This window comes from Virgisporangium ochraceum (assembly GCF_016863655.1).
In the GTDB taxonomy this organism is placed as follows: Bacteria; Actinomycetota; Actinomycetes; order Mycobacteriales; family Micromonosporaceae; genus Virgisporangium; species Virgisporangium ochraceum.
In genome coordinates this window covers 1-15,729 of sequence record NZ_BOPH01000021.1, presented here as the reverse complement: position 1 = coordinate 15,729, position 15,729 = coordinate 1, and the positions used below count along the sequence as shown (strand labels likewise).

Annotated in this window: 16 protein-coding genes and 1 pseudogene; 12 read left to right on the top strand and 5 right to left on the bottom strand. The window is 73.0% G+C overall.

Features of this window, described 5'->3' with window-relative positions:
- The first annotated feature begins 39 nt into the window (after positions 1–39).
- The 8 genes from Voc01_RS08710 (at position 40) to Voc01_RS08675 (ending at position 8,164) form a co-directional block, all read left to right on the top strand.
- Positions 40–726, top strand: coding sequence for a hypothetical protein (locus Voc01_RS08710; protein ID WP_203926788.1), 687 nt, complete (start codon positions 40–42; stop codon positions 724–726).
- A complete protein-coding gene (locus tag Voc01_RS08705) occupies positions 723–2,726 on the top strand; it encodes a beta-galactosidase (RefSeq protein ID WP_203926787.1) in 2,004 nt (667 codons plus the stop codon). The genes Voc01_RS08710 and Voc01_RS08705 overlap by 4 nt, the downstream gene beginning before the upstream one ends.
- Positions 2,723–3,928, top strand: coding sequence for a D-mannonate dehydratase ManD (gene manD / locus Voc01_RS08700; RefSeq protein WP_203926786.1), 1,206 nt, complete (start codon positions 2,723–2,725; stop codon positions 3,926–3,928). The genes Voc01_RS08705 and manD overlap by 4 nt, the downstream gene beginning before the upstream one ends.
- Positions 3,922–5,835: an alpha-glucuronidase gene (locus Voc01_RS08695; RefSeq protein ID WP_203926785.1), complete on the top strand. Its 1,914-nt coding sequence runs from the start codon at positions 3,922–3,924 to the stop codon at positions 5,833–5,835. The genes manD and Voc01_RS08695 overlap by 7 nt, the downstream gene beginning before the upstream one ends.
- A 34-nt stretch (positions 5,836–5,869) precedes the next feature.
- Positions 5,870–6,130, top strand: coding sequence for a winged helix-turn-helix transcriptional regulator (locus Voc01_RS08690; protein WP_203926784.1), 261 nt, complete (start codon positions 5,870–5,872; stop codon positions 6,128–6,130).
- Positions 6,130–6,531: an alkyl sulfatase C-terminal domain-containing protein gene (locus Voc01_RS08685; protein ID WP_203926783.1), complete on the top strand. Its 402-nt coding sequence runs from the start codon at positions 6,130–6,132 to the stop codon at positions 6,529–6,531. Before Voc01_RS08690 ends, Voc01_RS08685 begins: the two co-directional genes overlap by 1 nt.
- Positions 6,532–6,566: 35 nt before the next feature.
- On the top strand, positions 6,567–6,911 hold the full coding sequence (locus Voc01_RS08680) for a hypothetical protein (protein ID WP_239160054.1): 345 nt from the start codon (positions 6,567–6,569) through the stop codon (positions 6,909–6,911).
- A gap of 107 nt (positions 6,912–7,018) precedes the next feature.
- Positions 7,019–8,164: a beta propeller repeat protein gene (locus Voc01_RS08675; protein WP_203926782.1), complete on the top strand. Its 1,146-nt coding sequence runs from the start codon at positions 7,019–7,021 to the stop codon at positions 8,162–8,164.
- A 353-nt stretch (positions 8,165–8,517) separates the two neighbouring features.
- Here Voc01_RS08675 and Voc01_RS08670 read toward each other — a convergent pair.
- A pseudogene (locus Voc01_RS08670) lies at positions 8,518–9,183 on the bottom strand (transposase); the annotation flags it as partial.
- A gap of 21 nt (positions 9,184–9,204) precedes the next feature.
- Here Voc01_RS08670 and Voc01_RS08665 point away from each other — a divergent pair.
- Positions 9,205–10,113 (top strand): sugar kinase, encoded by a 909-nt coding sequence (locus Voc01_RS08665; RefSeq protein WP_307781565.1) that lies wholly within the window; start codon positions 9,205–9,207, stop codon positions 10,111–10,113.
- Here the strand turns inward: Voc01_RS08665 and Voc01_RS08660 are convergent.
- Together Voc01_RS08660 and Voc01_RS08655 are read right to left on the bottom strand one after the other, a co-directional pair.
- Positions 10,093–11,058, bottom strand: a complete 966-nt coding sequence (locus tag Voc01_RS08660) for a ketopantoate reductase family protein (protein WP_203926780.1) — start codon at positions 11,056–11,058, stop codon at positions 10,093–10,095. The two genes, Voc01_RS08665 and Voc01_RS08660, sit on opposite strands and share 21 nt — an antisense overlap.
- Before the next feature lie 75 nt (positions 11,059–11,133).
- On the bottom strand, positions 11,134–11,808 hold the full coding sequence (locus tag Voc01_RS08655) for a S1 family peptidase (RefSeq protein WP_203926779.1): 675 nt from the start codon (positions 11,806–11,808) through the stop codon (positions 11,134–11,136).
- A gap of 168 nt (positions 11,809–11,976) precedes the next feature.
- Between Voc01_RS08655 and Voc01_RS08650 the strand changes: the two genes are divergently transcribed.
- Positions 11,977–13,212: an SGNH/GDSL hydrolase family protein gene (locus tag Voc01_RS08650; RefSeq protein WP_203926778.1), complete on the top strand. Its 1,236-nt coding sequence runs from the start codon at positions 11,977–11,979 to the stop codon at positions 13,210–13,212.
- Position 13,213: 1 nt separating this feature from the next.
- Here Voc01_RS08650 and Voc01_RS08645 read toward each other — a convergent pair whose 3' ends face one another.
- A complete protein-coding gene (locus tag Voc01_RS08645; protein ID WP_203926777.1) occupies positions 13,214–14,023 on the bottom strand; it encodes a DUF427 domain-containing protein in 810 nt (269 codons plus the stop codon).
- Positions 14,024–14,104: 81 nt separating this feature from the next.
- Here Voc01_RS08645 and Voc01_RS08640 point away from each other — a divergent pair, with 81 nt between their 5' ends.
- A complete protein-coding gene (locus Voc01_RS08640) occupies positions 14,105–14,719 on the top strand; it encodes a TetR/AcrR family transcriptional regulator (RefSeq protein ID WP_203926776.1) in 615 nt (204 codons plus the stop codon).
- Positions 14,720–14,730: 11 nt separating this feature from the next.
- Complete coding sequence (locus tag Voc01_RS08635; protein ID WP_203926775.1) at positions 14,731–15,432, top strand: alpha/beta hydrolase; 702 nt, start codon at positions 14,731–14,733, stop codon at positions 15,430–15,432.
- Here Voc01_RS08635 and Voc01_RS08630 read toward each other — a convergent pair.
- Positions 15,425–15,729 (bottom strand): DUF4873 domain-containing protein (locus Voc01_RS08630; RefSeq protein WP_203926774.1); only part of this gene is annotated, 305 nt, incomplete at its 5' end. The genes Voc01_RS08635 and Voc01_RS08630 overlap by 8 nt on opposite strands.

Here is a 15,729-nt window from a genome sequence, read left to right as displayed (position 1 = left end):
GTCGGCGCGGCCGGGCCGCCTCCATGAAAGGCTGTCGACATGACGGACGTGGGCGCCCCGCGCCAACTGGGTGACGGCCCACTGTCGCGCGCCGCGGCGCACGTCTACACGGTGCTGGTGGTCGGGCTGTTCCTCGTGCTCGCCACGCTGCCGGGGCTGGTCCCGTTGGCACTGCTCGACCGCGACGTCAGCAACCTGCCGCTGGTGGCGCTGTGCGCGGTGCCGCTCGGCCCGGCACTGTCGGCCGCGATCTACGCGCTGCACCACCGGCGCAACGACATCACCGACCTGGCGCCCGCGGCCGCGTTCGTGCGTGGCTACCGGGTGAACGCGCGCGGTGCGCTGGCGGTGTGGGTCCCGGCGCTGGCGTGGCTCACCGTCGTCGCCGTGACGCTGGCGAACTTCACCGCGGCCGGCGTGCCGGGGTGGTGGGCCGTGCTGCTCGTGGTCATCGCGGTGGCGGTGACGCTGTGGGTGGTGCTCGCGCTCGTGGTCACCTCGCTGTTCTCGTTCCGGGCGCGCGACGTGGCCCGGCTCGCCGCGTACTTCCTCGGCGCCGCTCCGGGGGTGACGGTCGGCGTGGCCTGCGTGCTCGTCGTCACCGTGGGCGCGACGGTGCTGCTGTCGGAGGTCGTGCCGCTGCTGCTGGCCCCGCTGCTCGTGCTGGCCCTGGTGCGCGTGTGCGCGCCGATGACCGGGCGGATCCGCGCGGAGTTCACCGCGTGAGGAAGGTCCGGTACGGCGGCGACTACAACCCCGAACAGTGGCCCGACGCGGTGTGGGACCGCGACCACGAACTGTTCGACCTGGCCCGCATCGACACGCTGACGGTCGGCGTGTTCGTGTGGGCGCTCACCAATCCGGCCGAGGGCGTCTACGACTTCGCGGTGCTCGACCGGATCGTCGAGCGGGCCGCCGCCGAGGGCCGCTCGGTGTGCCTCGCGACCGGAACCGGCGCCCACCCGCCGTGGCTGGCGCGCGCGTACCCGGAGGTGACCCGCACCGACTTCGAGGGGCGCCGGCACCGGTTCGGCCAGCGGCACAACTCGTGTCCGAGCTCGCCGGCGTTCCAACGGCTGTCGGCGGAGCTGGCCCGGCGCGTGGCGCAGCGCTACGCGGGCAGCCCGGCGGTGGTCGCCTGGCACGTCGGCAACGAGTACGGCGGCGCGTGCTACTGCGACCTCTGCGGCGAGGCCTTCCGGGCCTGGCTCCGGCAGCGGTACACGACCCTCGACGCGCTGAACGCCGCCTGGTACACCACGTTCTGGTCGCACCGGTTCACCGACTGGGCCCAGATCGAGCCACCGTCGGCGCTCACCGAGCACTGGCGGGGCCCCGACCACACCGCGTTCCAGGGCATCACGCTGGACTACCTGCGGTTCATGTCCGACGCGATGCTGGCGAACTTCCGCGCCGAGAAGGCCGCGATCCGCGCGCACAGCGGCCTTCCCGTCACCACCAACCTCATGGGCATGTACCGGCCCATCGACTACCACCGGTGGGCCGACGACCTCGACTTCGCCTCGTGGGACAACTACCCGCCCGACGACACCTCGCAGGCGCGGATGGCGCTCGCCCACGACCTGATGCGCGGGCTCAAGGGCGGACAGCCGTTCTGGCTGATGGAGCAGACCCCGAGCTGCACCGCCTCGCGCGACGTGAACCCGCTCAAGCGTCCGGGGCTGCTGCGGCTGTGGAGCTGGCAGGCGGTCGCCCACGGCGCCGACGCGGTCCTCTACTTCCAGATGCGCGCCTCGCGCGGGGCGTGCGAGAAGTACCACGGCGCGGTCATCGGCCACGGCGACCGGTCCGACACCCGGGTCTTCCGCGAGGTGGCCGACCTCGGCGCGGAGCTGGAACGGCTGGGCGACGCGACGCTCGGCGCCCGCACCCCGGCGCGGGTCGCGCTGCTGTTCGACTGGGACAGCTGGTGGGTCCTGGAGATCTCCGACGGCCCGAACCGCCTCGTGCGCTACCTCGACGTGGTGCTGGCCTACCACCGCGCCCTGTGGGACGCCGGTGCCGACCTCGACGTCGTGCCGGTCACCGCCGACCTCACCGGGTACGACGTGGTGGTGGCGCCGGCGCTGCACATGGTCAAGGGCGACCTGGCGACGCGGCTGGAGGCGGTGGCGGCGCGCGGCGGGTCGGTGCTGACGACGTTCCTCTCCGGCCGCGTCGACGTCGACGACCTCGCGTTCCCCTCCGACGTGCCCGGTCCGCTGGCGCCGCTGATGGGCATCCGGGTCGACGAGTGGGACGCCCGCCCGCCCGACGTGGTGAACCCGGTGCGCCTGGGTTCCTCCACTGTGGAGTCGCGGCTGATCTTCGAGCTCGTGGTGCCCGACGGCGCGGAGGTCGTCGGCACGTACGGGGCCGACTTCTACGCCGGTACGCCCGCGGTCACGCGCCACGCGTTCGGCGCCGGGCACGGCTGGTACGTCGGGGCCGGCCTCGACGGTGCGGGCGTCGCGTGGGTGGTGCGGCGGGTGCTCGCCCGGCACGACCTCCTCGGCCCGTACGCCGACCTCGCCGACGTGGAGACGACCGTGCGGGTCGACCCGGCGGGACGACGGATCCGGTTCGTGCTGAACCACCGCACCGGGCCGGTCGAGATCCCGGTCCACGCCGGCGGCGTCGACCTCCTCACGGACACGCGGTTCCACGGTGGACAGACGGTGAAGGTCGACCCGTACGGGGTTCTCGTGGTGGCAGAGGACCGATGAGGATCACCGACGCGCGGGTCGTGGTCACCAGTCCCGGCCGCAACTTCGTCACGCTCAAGCTCGTGACCGACGGGGGAGTCACCGGCGTCGGCGACGCCACGCTCAACGGGCGCGAGCTCGCCGTGGCCGCGTACCTCACCGAGCACGTGGTGCCGGTGCTCATCGGGCGCGACCCGGCCCGCATCGAGGACACCTGGCAGTACCTTTACAAGGGCGCGTACTGGCGGCGCGGCCCGGTGACGATGACCGCGATCGCCGCCGTCGACACGGCCCTGTGGGACATCAAGGGAAAGGTCGCCGGACTGCCGGTGTACCAGCTGCTCGGCGGCCGCAGCCGCGAGGGCGTCACCGTGTACGGGCACGCCAACGCCGAGACCGTCGACGACGTCCTCGTCGAGGTGTCGGGCTACGTCGAACGGGGGTACCGCGCGGTGCGGGTGCAGACCGGCGTGCCCGGGCTCCCGGGTACGTACGGCGTGTCGACGAGCGAGGTCTACGAGCCCGCCGACGCCGCCCTGCCCACCGAGACCGCGTGGAGCACCGAGGCGTATCTCGCGCACGTGCCGTCGGTGTTCGCCCGCGTCCGTGAGGAGTTCGGGCCGGGTCTCCGACTCCTGCACGACGTGCACCATCGACTCACCCCGATCGAAGCCGCGCGCCTGGGCAGGAGCCTGGAGCCGTACAGCCTGACGTGGCTGGAGGATCCGGTGCCCGCCGAGCTCCAGGAGGGCTTCCGGCTCATCCGCCGGCACACCACGACGCCGCTCGCGGTCGGCGAGGTGTTCAACTCGATCCACGACTGCCGGCAGCTCGTCACCGAACAGCTCGTCGACTACATCCGCACCACGGTCGTGCACGCCGGCGGCATCACGCACCTGCGCCGCATCTTCGACCTCGCCGCGCTGTACCACGTGCGCAGCGGCTCGCACGGCGCCACCGACCTGTCGCCGGTGTGCATGGCCGCCGCGCTGCACGTCGACATCAGCATCCCGAACTTCGGCCTGCAGGAGTACATGCGCCACACGCCGGAGACCGACGCGGTCTTCCCGCACACGTACCACTTCGCCGACGGGTACCTCCATCCGTCGGAGGAACCGGGCCTCGGCGTCGACCTCGACGAGGAGGCCGCCGCGCGCTTCCCTTACCGGCCCGCGCAACTGCCGGTCAACCGACTGCTGGACGGAACGGTGCACTCATGGTGAACCCCGCGTGGCTGCCGCCGGAGGCGTTGCGGCATCTCGCATCGCGCCGCGCCGTCGTGCGTTCGTCGGGCCCCGTCGCGCAGACGGTGGTCGACGAGATCACGTCGGCGGGAGGCCGCGTCGTGTCCGGGGAGACGGGCACCGACCCGATCGATCTTCACCTCGGCTCCGGGTACGGGGTAGGTGAGCAGTTCTCGCTGCAGAGACGCGACGGGGTGACGTACGTGCGGGCCGGCGACGCGAACGGCCTCCTGTACGGCTTCTTCGAGGTGGTCCGCCGCGGCGAGGCGGCCTTCGGCGCCGACTTCCCGCCGGAGGAGCACCGGCCCGTGATGCGCCGGCGGATGCTCGACCACTGGGACAACGTCGACGTGCACCCGGTCATGGGTCAGGTCGAGCGCGGCTACTCGGGTGGCTCCCTCTTCTGGGACGCCGGACGGCTCACCGACGACCTCGACCGCGTCTCCACCTACGCCCGGCTGATCGCCTCCACCGGCATCAACGCCGTGTCGGTCAACAACGTCAACGTCAGCGGGGCGGCCTTCCGCCTGTTGACCGACCGCCTCGACGACGTGGCCGCGCTCGCCGACCGCTTCCGCCCGTACGGGATCCGCACCCACCTGTCGGTGTCGTTCGCCGCGCCGATCGTCCTCGGTGGACTGTCGACCGCCGACCCGCTCGACCCCGACGTGCGCACCTGGTGGGCCGATGCGGCGGCGCGCGTCTACGCCCGCATCCCCGACTTCGGCGGATTCGTCGTCAAGGCCGACTCCGAGGGTCAGCCGGGCCCGTTCCGGTACGGCCGCGACCACGCCGACGGCGCCAACCTCCTCGCCGACGCGCTCGCCCCGCACGGCGGCGTGGTGCACTGGCGGGCGTTCGTCTACAACCACCGGCAGGACTGGCGCGACCGGTCCACCGACCGCGCCCGCGCCGCGTACGACCACTTCGCCCCGCTCGACGGCCGGTTCCGCGACAACGCCGTGGTGCAGGTGAAGTACGGCCCGATCGACTTCCAGACGCGGGAGCCCGTGTCACCGGTGATCCTCGCGATGCCGGATACCGCGCTCGCGGTGGAGCTCCAGGTGACCCAGGAGTACACGGGGCAGCAGAAGCACGCCTGCTACCTGGGTCCACAGTGGAGCGAGCTCCTGGGCTGGGACCGCGTCGCCGGGATCGCGGCCGACGGCGACGGCCTCGTCGCGGTGTCGAACGTCGGCGCCGACGGGTACTGGACCGGCCACCCGCTGGCCCAGGCGAACCTGTACGCGTTCGGCCGGCTGGCCTGGAACCCGCGCCTCGACCCGGCCGCCATCCTCGACGAGTGGACCGACCTGACCTTCGGCCCGCACCTGCGCGAGCCGCTGCACGACATCCTCGACCACTCCTGGCGGGCCTACGAGTCGTACACCGCACCGCTCGGCGTCGGCTTCATGGTGCGCCCGGGCCACCACTACGGCCCCGACGTCGACGGCTACGAGTACACCCCCTGGGGCACCTACCACTTCGCCGACCGCGACGGCGTCGGCGTCGACCGCACGAGGGCCACCGGCACGGGGTTCACCGGCCAGTACCCCGAGCCCTGGCGCGACGTGTACGAGCACCTCGACACCTGCCCCGACGAGCTGCTCCTGTTCTTCCACCACGTGCCCTACGACCACGTCCTCCACAGCGGACGCACCGTGATCCAGCACATCTACGACACCCACTTCGCCGGTGCCGCCGAAGCCGAACGGATGCGCGCCCGCTGGCACGAGGTGCGAACGGTCGACCCCGACCTCCACGCGAAGGTCGCCGCCCTCCTCGACGAGCAGGTCCGGTCGGCCACCGAGTGGCGCGACCAGATCAACACCTACTTCTTCCGTAAGTCCGGCGTCCCCGACGCACACGGCCGCCGCATCCACTAGCTCAGTTATCAGGAGCTACCGCCAACCTTTCCGTATGCGGTCGTACGACGACCCGTGTGGCATCGCCCGCGCGCTGAACGCGGTGGGGGAGCGGTGGGCGCTGCTCGTGGTCCGGGAGCTGGCCTTCGGCCCGAAGCGGTTCACCGACCTCCGGGCCGGGCTGCCCGGCGTCAGCGACAACGTCCTGTCGCAACGGCTGCGCGAGCTGGAGGCCGTGGACGTGGTGCGGCGGCACCGGCTCGGGCCGCCCAGCCGGGCCCACGTGTACGAGCTGACGCCGCACGGCGAGGGTTGATGCCGGTGCTGCTCGCGCTCGGCCGCTGGGGCAGCCGCATCGAGCCGCCCGCCGACGCGCCCGCCGAACTGGGCGTCGACGCGCTGGCGTTCGCGCGCACCACGTTCGACCCCGCGGCCGCCGGTGACCTGCGGGTCGCCTGTCACCTCCGCGTCGGCGACGACGAGTTCACGGTCGACGTCGCCGACGGCCGGGTGCGGGTGGCGCGCGGCGCTCCGGAACAGGCCGACGTCACGCTCACCACCGACGCGCCGACGCCGCAGGGGCTGGTGTTCGCCCGTGCGTCGCTGCCGGCGGCCGAGAAGGCCGGCACGGTGACGGTCGACGGCCGGCGCGCCGTCGCCGCCCGGCTGCCGCGTTGCTTTCCCCGGTCGGCACCGGTCGGCACCGGGTACTTGTAATCCCGCCGCTGTGCGCCGGCCCCACCGTCGTGCTGGTGGGCGGCAACCTCGACGACGGGGCGGAGAACGCCCCGCTGGCCGTGGCGCTCGCGCCCGGGTTCACGGTGTGCAACGTGGTCCGACGGGGGCGGGGCGACGACCTCGCCACCGCCCTGGCCGCCGGCCGGCGGGGCGACGCCGTCGGCCTGTTCATGCGGCTGGCCGGCGCCTCGGAGGAGGACATCGCCGGCGCGCGGGCGGCGCCGGTGTGGCCGGCGCTGGAGGCGCTCGCGCCGACCCTCGCCCACGATGGCGCGTGCCTCGGCGACGGGCGGCCGCCGTGCCGAAGGCGGAACGGCTCGTCGTCGAGGGACAGACCCACGTGCCCGACCCCGACGTGATGGCCGCGGTTCTCACGCGCTTCTTCCTGGGCTGAACCCGTCGAAGTGCGCGCCGGAGGCGGTCGCGGCGGTCCGCGCGGGTGGCACCGACCCGCTTAGATGGTGGGATGCGTCGAACGGGGATCGGTGTCATCGTCAGCGTGCTGCTGCTGGTCGGCGGCTGTGTGGCGGCGCGGGACGACGATCCGGCCCCCGATGGGCCGCCGCCGGAGCCGTTGGTGGCGCTCGACCCCTTCGCCGCGGCCGGGATCCGGGCCGTCCGGGTGGTACCGGAGGTCGACCGGAACCTGCACTTCGACACCCGTGCCGACGTGCCCCCGGTGTTCGCGGCCGGTGGCTCACTCGTCGCGGTGACGACCGACCGGGAGGGCGAGGTCCTCGGGGTGGCGCGGTCGGCCGACCTCGGGCGGACGTGGCGGTACGTGGACCTGCCGGGCCTGACGGCGTCGCTCGTGCGCCTCGGGCTCGCCGAGGCGGGTCCGCTCGTGGTGGCCACCGGCGGCACCGACAACGACTCCGCGTGGGTCACCGGCGACGGGCAGGGCTGGCGGGGCGGCCCCGTGCCGACGCAGCCGGGCGGCGCGCTGCTCGCCGCCGCCGTGCGGCAGCCCGACGGCCGGGTCGTCGTGGGAACCCAGGGCAGCGACGACGCCCGCCTCGTGGTCACCGCCGACGGCGGTTCCACCTGGCAGGTGGTCGACTGCCCGGCGACGTTCCGGCCCGCGGGCTCACCGCGGTGCGAGGTGCCCCGCGACGCCGGAGGCGACCTGTGGCTGCGCGGGGCCGACGTCTCGCTCGACGCCGGGCGAACCTGGAAGCCCGTGACCGTCGGCACGTCGAGCGTCCCGCGGGTGGAGGACGCGGTCGCCCTGCCCGGTGGCGGCTGGCTCGGTTCGGCCGTCACACTGACCGCTCCGACGACCCGGACCGGTGTCCTGGTGCGCTCCACCGACGGCGTCGCCTGGCAGCCGGTCGTCGAATCCCCGTGCGGTGCCGGGCAGGGCGCGACCGTCTCCGGGCCACGTCGGATCGGGGACCGGTGGCTGGTGACCCACACCTGCGTCGACGCCGACGACGCACCGCAACGGTCGCACCTGTACCTGGTCGACCGTGACGGCACCCGGGGCCGGGTGCTCGTCACGGTCGACCGGCCCGGCGCGTGGCTCGGGGCACCGACCGCGGTCGGCGACACCGTCGTCGTACCCGAGGTCCGCCGGGAGGGACCGGTCACGTTCCTGCAGTTGCGGCTCTAGGGACATTTTGGGGTCAGGGTCCGGGCTGGACCGTGCAGCACCCACGACCGGGCACGGAACGCTATCGTGCGGTGCCGCGTCAGCTGATGATCGAAAGTGGTGGCGACCTTCTGCTGTTCTGGCACGGCCACAACAGCAGAAAAGTCCCACCACTTTCGATCATGGTTGGGTTCTGCGGCGGACCGGGCTCTCACCGCAGCCCTGACCGATCCTCACGGTGGAACAACCGGGCCCAGCGCCGAGTGGCCGGCGAAACCCTGACCCCTGAAGGTGTCTAGCTACTTCGACCGGAAAAAGTCCGTCGGACGGCACGTGGGTAGCGCTGACGATGATGCTGGTCCGTCCGCGGCTGGTTAGCGGGTTTGGTCGGCTGCCAGGGTGGTGATTTTGACGAGGTTGTGGGCGAGGATGCCGTGTCCGCACCAGGTTCGGGCGCCGGTGAGGGTGGTCAGGCGGGTGCGGTGCCAGCCGTAGCGGTGTTTGAGGTGGCTGATGCGGCCTTCGCAGCCGGTGCGCCATTTGACCAGGCGGCGGAAGGCTGGTCGTTGTTCGTGTTGTCGGCGGCTGGTGCCGGTGGTCCCTTTGCGAGGAATGGCGACGTTTTCGACGCCGAGGTCGTGGAGTCCGGCCTCGACCCGGGCTTCGCCGTAGCCCCGGTCTGCGACCACCGCGCGGGGGACCCGGCCGGTGCGTTGACGGATGCGGCCGATCGCCGGTTCCAGTTGCGGCGCGTCGGGCGGGTTGCCCTCCTCGACAGTGTGGTCGAGGACGATCCCGTCGACGTTGTCGACGATCTGGGCCTTGTAGCCGAACTCGACCGGCCGGTCGACGCGGCCTTTGCGGATCGGGCGGGCGTGCGGGTCGTGCAGGCTGACCAGCCGGGTGGCCGAGTCGGGTTTGCCGCCGCCGAGCCGGATGCGGGCCTGCGCGACGGCCTGGGCGGCGCGGTGCAGCAGGAGGTCGAGTTCGTCGACGGCCCGCCGCGGTGGGCTGTCGATCGCCTCGCCGGCCGCGTTCCTGCGCCCCGATCTGCGGGCACGATGGTTGCCGTGACCGACGTGGTGGGGATCGGCGAGGCGATGGTGCTGCTGCAGCCGTCGCCGGGCGTGCCGCTGGAAGCGGCCACGTCTCTCGGGATGAGCGTCGCCGGCGCGGAGCTCACGCTGTGCGCGACCGTCGTGCGGCTCGGCCTGTCGGCGGCGTTCTGCACGCGCGTCGGCGCCGACCCGTTCGGCCGCCGGGTGCGTGCCGCGGCCGCGGACCTCGGCGTGGCGACCGACCTCATCGAGGTCGACGACGGCCGGCCGACCGGGCTGTTCCTCCGCGAGGCCCTGCCCGACGGGCGGCGTCGCGTCCACTACTACCGCGCCGGGTCGGCCGCGTCGGCACTGGACACAGTGGACGCCGAGCGCGTGCTCGCCGCGCGGCCGCGCCTGGTGGCCGTCTCCGGGATCACGGCGGCCCTCGGCTCCGGCCCGCGCCGGGCGGTGTTCGCGCTCGCCGCGGGTGCCCGCCGGGCCGGGATCCGGCTGGCACTCGACCCGAACCTGCGGCCGGCCCTGGGCCCGTTGGAGGACCAGGCGGCCACCGTGCGCGAGCTGGTGCCGTACGCCGACTTCCTGCTGCTCGGCACCGACGAGGCCGGCCCGGTTTTCGGCGTCGACGAGCCGGCCGCGGTGTTCGCGGCGGCCAGGCGCGCCGGCGTGGGGGAAACCGTCCTCAAGGCCGGCGCCGACGGCTGTTTCCTCCCGGAGGACGTGCACGTGCCCGCGGTACCGGCCGAGGTGGTCGACCCCGTCGGCGCCGGTGACGCGTTCGCGGGAGCGTATCTGGCCGCGCGGCTGCGCGGTGCGGGTCCCCTCGAAGCGGCGCGACTGGGCGCGGACATCGCCGCCGGGGTAGTCGCCGTGGCCGGCGACACCGAAGGACTACCCGAGTTCGGACAGTAGGTCGGCGGCCTCGACGCTGCGCGGCTCGCCGCCGGTGCGCGACAGGTCGGTGGTGACGCGGACCACGAGGTCGTTCACCGGCGTCGGGTGCCCGTGCAGCCGGCCCAGGAGCACGATCTCGCCGGACAGGTAGTCGATCTCGACGTTGCCGGTGCCGCGGGCGATGCTCTGCCACGTCGAGCCACCCATGTCGGGCCTACCCGGGTCGGTGCGCATCCGCAGGAGGTCGCCGCGGCGCTCCCGGTCCACATCCCGGCTGACGACCTCGATGCCCGCCGCCGCGAGGACGGCCTCGCCCTCGGCGGTGGCGCGGCCGATGAGCTCCTCGGCCGCCTTGTCGCGGCGGCACGCGGCGTCGATGCCGTTGCCGATGTTCATCAGGAGCTTGCGGTACTTCCACGCCATGATGTCCGGACGGGGCACCGACTCGAAGCCGGCCGCCCGCAGGTCGGCGGACACCGCGTCGGTGGTGGCGTCGGTTCCGGTCGGGAACCGGCCGATGTCGAGGATCCCGGGGACCGGGTGGACGCGCTGCACCACCGTGCCGGGCTCGAGGTGCGTCGCCGGAAGCATCACCGTGATGGCATAGGTGTTCCGGAAACGCCGCAGGATCCCGGCCTCGTTGGCGACACCGTTCTGCGCCGACACCACGACCGTGTCGGCGGGGGCGTGCGCGGCCAGGTCGTCGAGGGCGGCGTGGGTCTGGTGCGACTTCACGGTCAGCAGGACCACCGGCCCGGCCGACCAGTCGACGCCCGCGGCGCCGTCGGTGGCCGGCGCGTCGATGACGTGGACGCCGTCGGCGGTGTCGAGGCGCAGCCCGCCCTTGCGGATCGCGGCCAGATGCTCGCCACGGGCGACCAGCGTGGTCGACCGGCCCGCCCGGTGCAGGTTGCCGCCGATGACCCCACCGACCGCGCCGGCTCCGTAGACCACGTAGTTCATGCGGTCAACCTTACGACCGCACGGGAGACCCCGTGGATCGCGGGCACGATCCACGGGGTCGACCGCGGACGGGCGTCAGACGCCCGCGATGGAACGGATCCAGGAGCGGCTGTTGGGGACGCTGCCGTAGTACTGGCGGCTCTGGCCGTCGGCCGTCGACGCGACGCCGACCTGCACGCCGTTGTAGACCTGCGGTCCACCGGAGTCACCGCGCCAGGCGTTGCCGTTGATCCGGGTGCTGGCGATGGCCTGGCCGCCGTAGGCGTCGGTCGAGAAGCCGGTGACGCGCACGGTCGCGGTCTTCAGCACGGTGCTGGCCGAGCAGCCGCTGTAGCAGGTCATGCCCCAGCCGTAGATGTTGTTCGTCGCGCCGACGGGCGGGTTGGTCGACCCGAGCGGCATGTACGACGTGTTGACGGCGCTGGCGAGCGTCAGCACCGCGAGGTCGTACCGGCTGGAGTACGTGGTGACGCTCACGAGCGTCCCGGAACCGCGGTTGACGTTGCCGATCCGCACGGTCATCCCGGAACCGGTGCAGTGGCGCGCTGTGAGCACGTACCGCGACGCGATGATCGTGCCGGAGCAGGTGAACGAGCCGTTGCGGTAGATCTGGGCGCTCCACGGCGCGGACGACACCGTGCCGCCACCGATGATGTAGACGCCCGGGTCGTCGGCCTGTGCGGCCACCGGGGTGGCGAACACGGCCGTCGCCGCGGTGAGCAGAGCGAGCATGGTGGTGCGCAGACGCATTGCGGGCTCCTCGAGGGTCAGACGGAGCAGTTCGAAGGCTTGAAACTATCGGCGCGCGACATCTATAGGTGCATATCAATCTATCCCCGAGTTCGGGGCTATGTCGCCGTTGACCGCCGTCTCACAAACGTGATGTCATGTCGTCCCTCGATACGCTCGGGAGGCGCCATGCGGGTTCTCGTCGCCGGACTGTTCGCCACGGTGCTCGTTCTGCCCGCCGCGCCGGCAGCGGCCTCCGTCAATGCCCTGCCCACCGCGGCCGTCGCCATCGGCGACAGCTTCATCAGCGGCGAGGGTGCCGGCGGCTACCAGCCCGTGGTCGACGCCGCCGGCGTGGCACAGGGCTTCCCCGGCTGGTCGGCACCGAACGGCAACGCGTACTTCTGCCACCGTTCGGCCAACGCGTCGATCTTCAGGGCCGCGCTGCCGGGGATACAGGCCCGGTTCAACCTGGCCTGCTCGGGCGGCCAGCCGCACGACCTCGCGTCCGCGTCCCACACGAGGACGAACGGCCGCAACGTGGCCGCGCAGCTCGACCAGCTACGGGCCGTCGCGCAGACCCACGACATCGACGTGGTGCTCGTCGGCCTCGGCTCGAACAACAGCTCGTTCACGTTCGGCGACGTGGCGTCGAAGTGCGCGAACCGGTTCATCGCCGACGCCTGGACCGGCTGGTGGGAGTTCTGGGCCTACCTCGGCGGGCCGGTGCCGCAGAACCCGTGCTCGGCCGCCGACCTGGCCACCGCGCAGCAGTTCGCCGCCGCGCAGGCGGAAACCATCACCGCGACCCGCGCCCTGCTGCAGACACTCGCCGCCGTCGACGCCGACGGCCAGCACACGGTGGTGTTCCAGGACTACACGAACCCGCTGCCGTTCGACGTCGCCCAGCCGTACGTCGAGGAGGACAACCGCGAGGACGACCGGGACAAGTTCCGGGCCCTGGGCGCCGAACGCTATGCCGCCGGATGCCCGGTGCACCGCGCCAGCCTCGCCGCCGGACACCTGTTCTCCCAGGGCCTCGGGACGCTCGTGCAGCAGACCCGCGCACAGCTGGCCGCCGAGTTCCCCGGTCGCGACCTGCGCTACCTCAACGTGCAGCGCGCCTTCGACGGCGCCCGGCTGTGCGAGGCCGGCGGCAGCCCGGCGGGCACGCTGGCGACCCCGATCCGCCTGCAGGACGGCCCGTCCGGCGTGTTCGTGACGAGCCTGTCGGGCTACGACAAGATCGCCATCCAGCGCATCGCCAACTCGTGCGTCACGTACTTCCAGACGTGCCAGGAGTCGTGGCACCCGAACGCCGCCGGCCACGCGGTGCTCGGCCAGTGCCTGACCGGCGCGCTCACCGCCGGCGGGCCGGCGGTGAACTGCGTCCGCTCCGGCGGGACCGTCGTGGTGGGACCCTAGGTCAGCTCACCCCGAACTCGTCCAGCAGGGTGCGCGCGATCGGGTTGTCGACGTGCTCGTTGCGTACCCCGTCGACGGTGACCTCCATCAGGTCGTCGTAGAACGCGATCAGGTTCCGCACCGGCGGGCCGTCGGGCAGTGGGTTCTCGTACGACCAGGCGAGGTTCTCGCCGTCGGCGAAGGAGAAGTAGCTCGCCTCGCCCTTGTAGGGGCAGTACGTCCTCAGGTCGCTCGGGGTCAGCGGCACGGTGATGTCGGCGCGGGGGATGTAGTAGCGCGTCGGCAGGCTGGTCTCGAACACGAGCGTCGCGGCGGTCGTGTCGGCCACCGTCCGTCCCTTGTGGACGATGCGCACGTGCCGCGAGGACGCGTGCGCGTCGACGCGGTGGTAGGGGTCGCGCGGGTGTCCGCGCAGCCGCTCGTCCTCCTGGAACCACTGGAGCGCGTCGAAGTCGACGATGACGTACCCGGCGAGGTCGGGGTCGGCCGGGCGGAACGCCCCGCCGTCGTGGATCTCCCCGTGCGCGGAGAGCGTGAGCGGCTCGCCCGGCGTCGAGTGCGCGGTGAACGGGATGCCGGGGTGCAGGATGCCGTCGGGCGCCGGCTCCGCACGCGTCGACGGGCTCAGCGCACCCCACAGGTCCTCTTCGGGAACCGCGTACGTCGGCGTGATCCGGCGCGGCTCCCACACCAGCACGGCCCGGGTGGTGTCGACGACGAGGTGGCCGCCGCCCTCGGCCCGCACCCGCTTCCCGGTCGGCTCGTACCTCAGCTCGGCCCGGAGGCGGTCCATGGCCTCGGACATCCTCATGTGCGTCCCCTCTCCTTGTTTTCAGAAGACAGGCTGTCTTTCGGAAGACAGGGTGTCAACTCGAATGTAAGCTGCCCGACGATGGCCACGCGGAAGTACGAGCAGAAACTACGCGCGGAGTCGGCGGCCGAGACCCGCGCGCGCATCCTCGACGCGGTCTACGCCCGGGTCCGGGCGGCGCCGACCCGGCCGGTGGGCCTCGAGGAGATCGCCCGTGCGGCCCGGGTCGCCCGATCGACCGTGTACCAGGCGTTCGGGTCGCGGGCCGGCCTGTTCGACGCGCTGGCCCAGGACGTGCTGTACCGGGGCGGCTTCGAGCGGGTCACCGCCGCCGTCGCGCACCCCGACGCCCGCGAGCACCTGCGCCAGGCCATCCGCGCCGGCATGGAGGTCTACGGCGCGTACCGCGACGTCCACCGGGTGCTGTTCTCCACCTCGGCGCTGGACCCGGAGGCCACCGCGGGCGCCATGCGCCGCGCCGACGACGGCCGCGCCGGCGGCATGGAGTACCTGGCCGGCCGCCTCCACGCGCAGGGCGAGCTCCGGCCCGGCCTCGCCGAGTCCGAGGCGGCGCACATTCTGTTCGTGCTCACCGGCTTCGACTCCTTTGACGCGCTCTACACCGGACGCGGGCTGCCCGTCGACGACGTCGCCCGGCTGATCGTCACCGCCGCCGAGAACGCGGTCTGCCGGTAGGTTCTCTCCCCATGCAGGTGCGCGAGTCCCCGTTCTCCGTCGGTGACGTGCCCGGCGTCCTCTGGACCCCGGACGGCGTCGACGGCGGGCGGCCGCTGGTACTGATGTGCCACGGCCGCTCCCAGCACAAGAAGGTCGACACGATCGCCCGCCGGGCCGCCCGGTACGTGGAGCGGTACGGCTGGGCGGTCGCCGCCCTCGACGCGCCGGGCCACGGCGAGCGGGTCAGCTCCCACGAGGCGACGCTGACCGCGGTCAAGCTGCGCCGCCGGCTCGCGGAGCGCCGCAAGCTCTCGCCGGCCGACGCCGCGGCGGCGGCGCGGCGCGCGGCCGAGGCCGTGCCGGAGTGGCGGACCGCCCTCGACCACCTCCAGGCATGGGGACCGGTGGGCTACTGGGGCGTGTCGATGGGCACGAGGATCGGGGTGCCGCTGGTGGCCGACGAGCCACGGATCGTCGCCGCCGTGTTCGGCCTGTCGGGCCTCGCACCGGGCGACGACACGCTGCCCGCGGCCGCCGCCCGGATCACGGTGCCGATCGAGTTCGTGCTGCAGTCCGACGACGAGATCGTCGAGCGCGACGCGGGTCTCGCGCTGTTCGACGCGTTCGCGTCGCGGGAGAAGTCGTTGCACCTCAACCCCGGCGGGCACCTGGCGACGCCGTCGTTCGAGGCGGAGAGCTGGGAGCGCTTCTTCTGCCGCCACCTCACGTAGCCGGCGCGTCCAGCTCCTCCGCGGGCCAGGGCGGCCGGCCGGTCGCGGAGACGACGACGCCGCCCCACGGGTCGACCTCGGTGAGACGCGCCGGCAACGGGTCCCCGCCCTCGGCCTGGAGCGTGACGTCGCGCCGGCCGGCGCGCAGCAACGCGACCACGGGCCCGCTCGGCGCGATCCGCCCGCCCCAGTGGAAGCGCCCGTCGAGCGGGTCGACGTAGCCGGACAGCGTCGTCCGTACGGGGATACCGACGTCGTCGGCACCGCGCAGGGTCATGTCTCCCTGAAAGTCAGTGC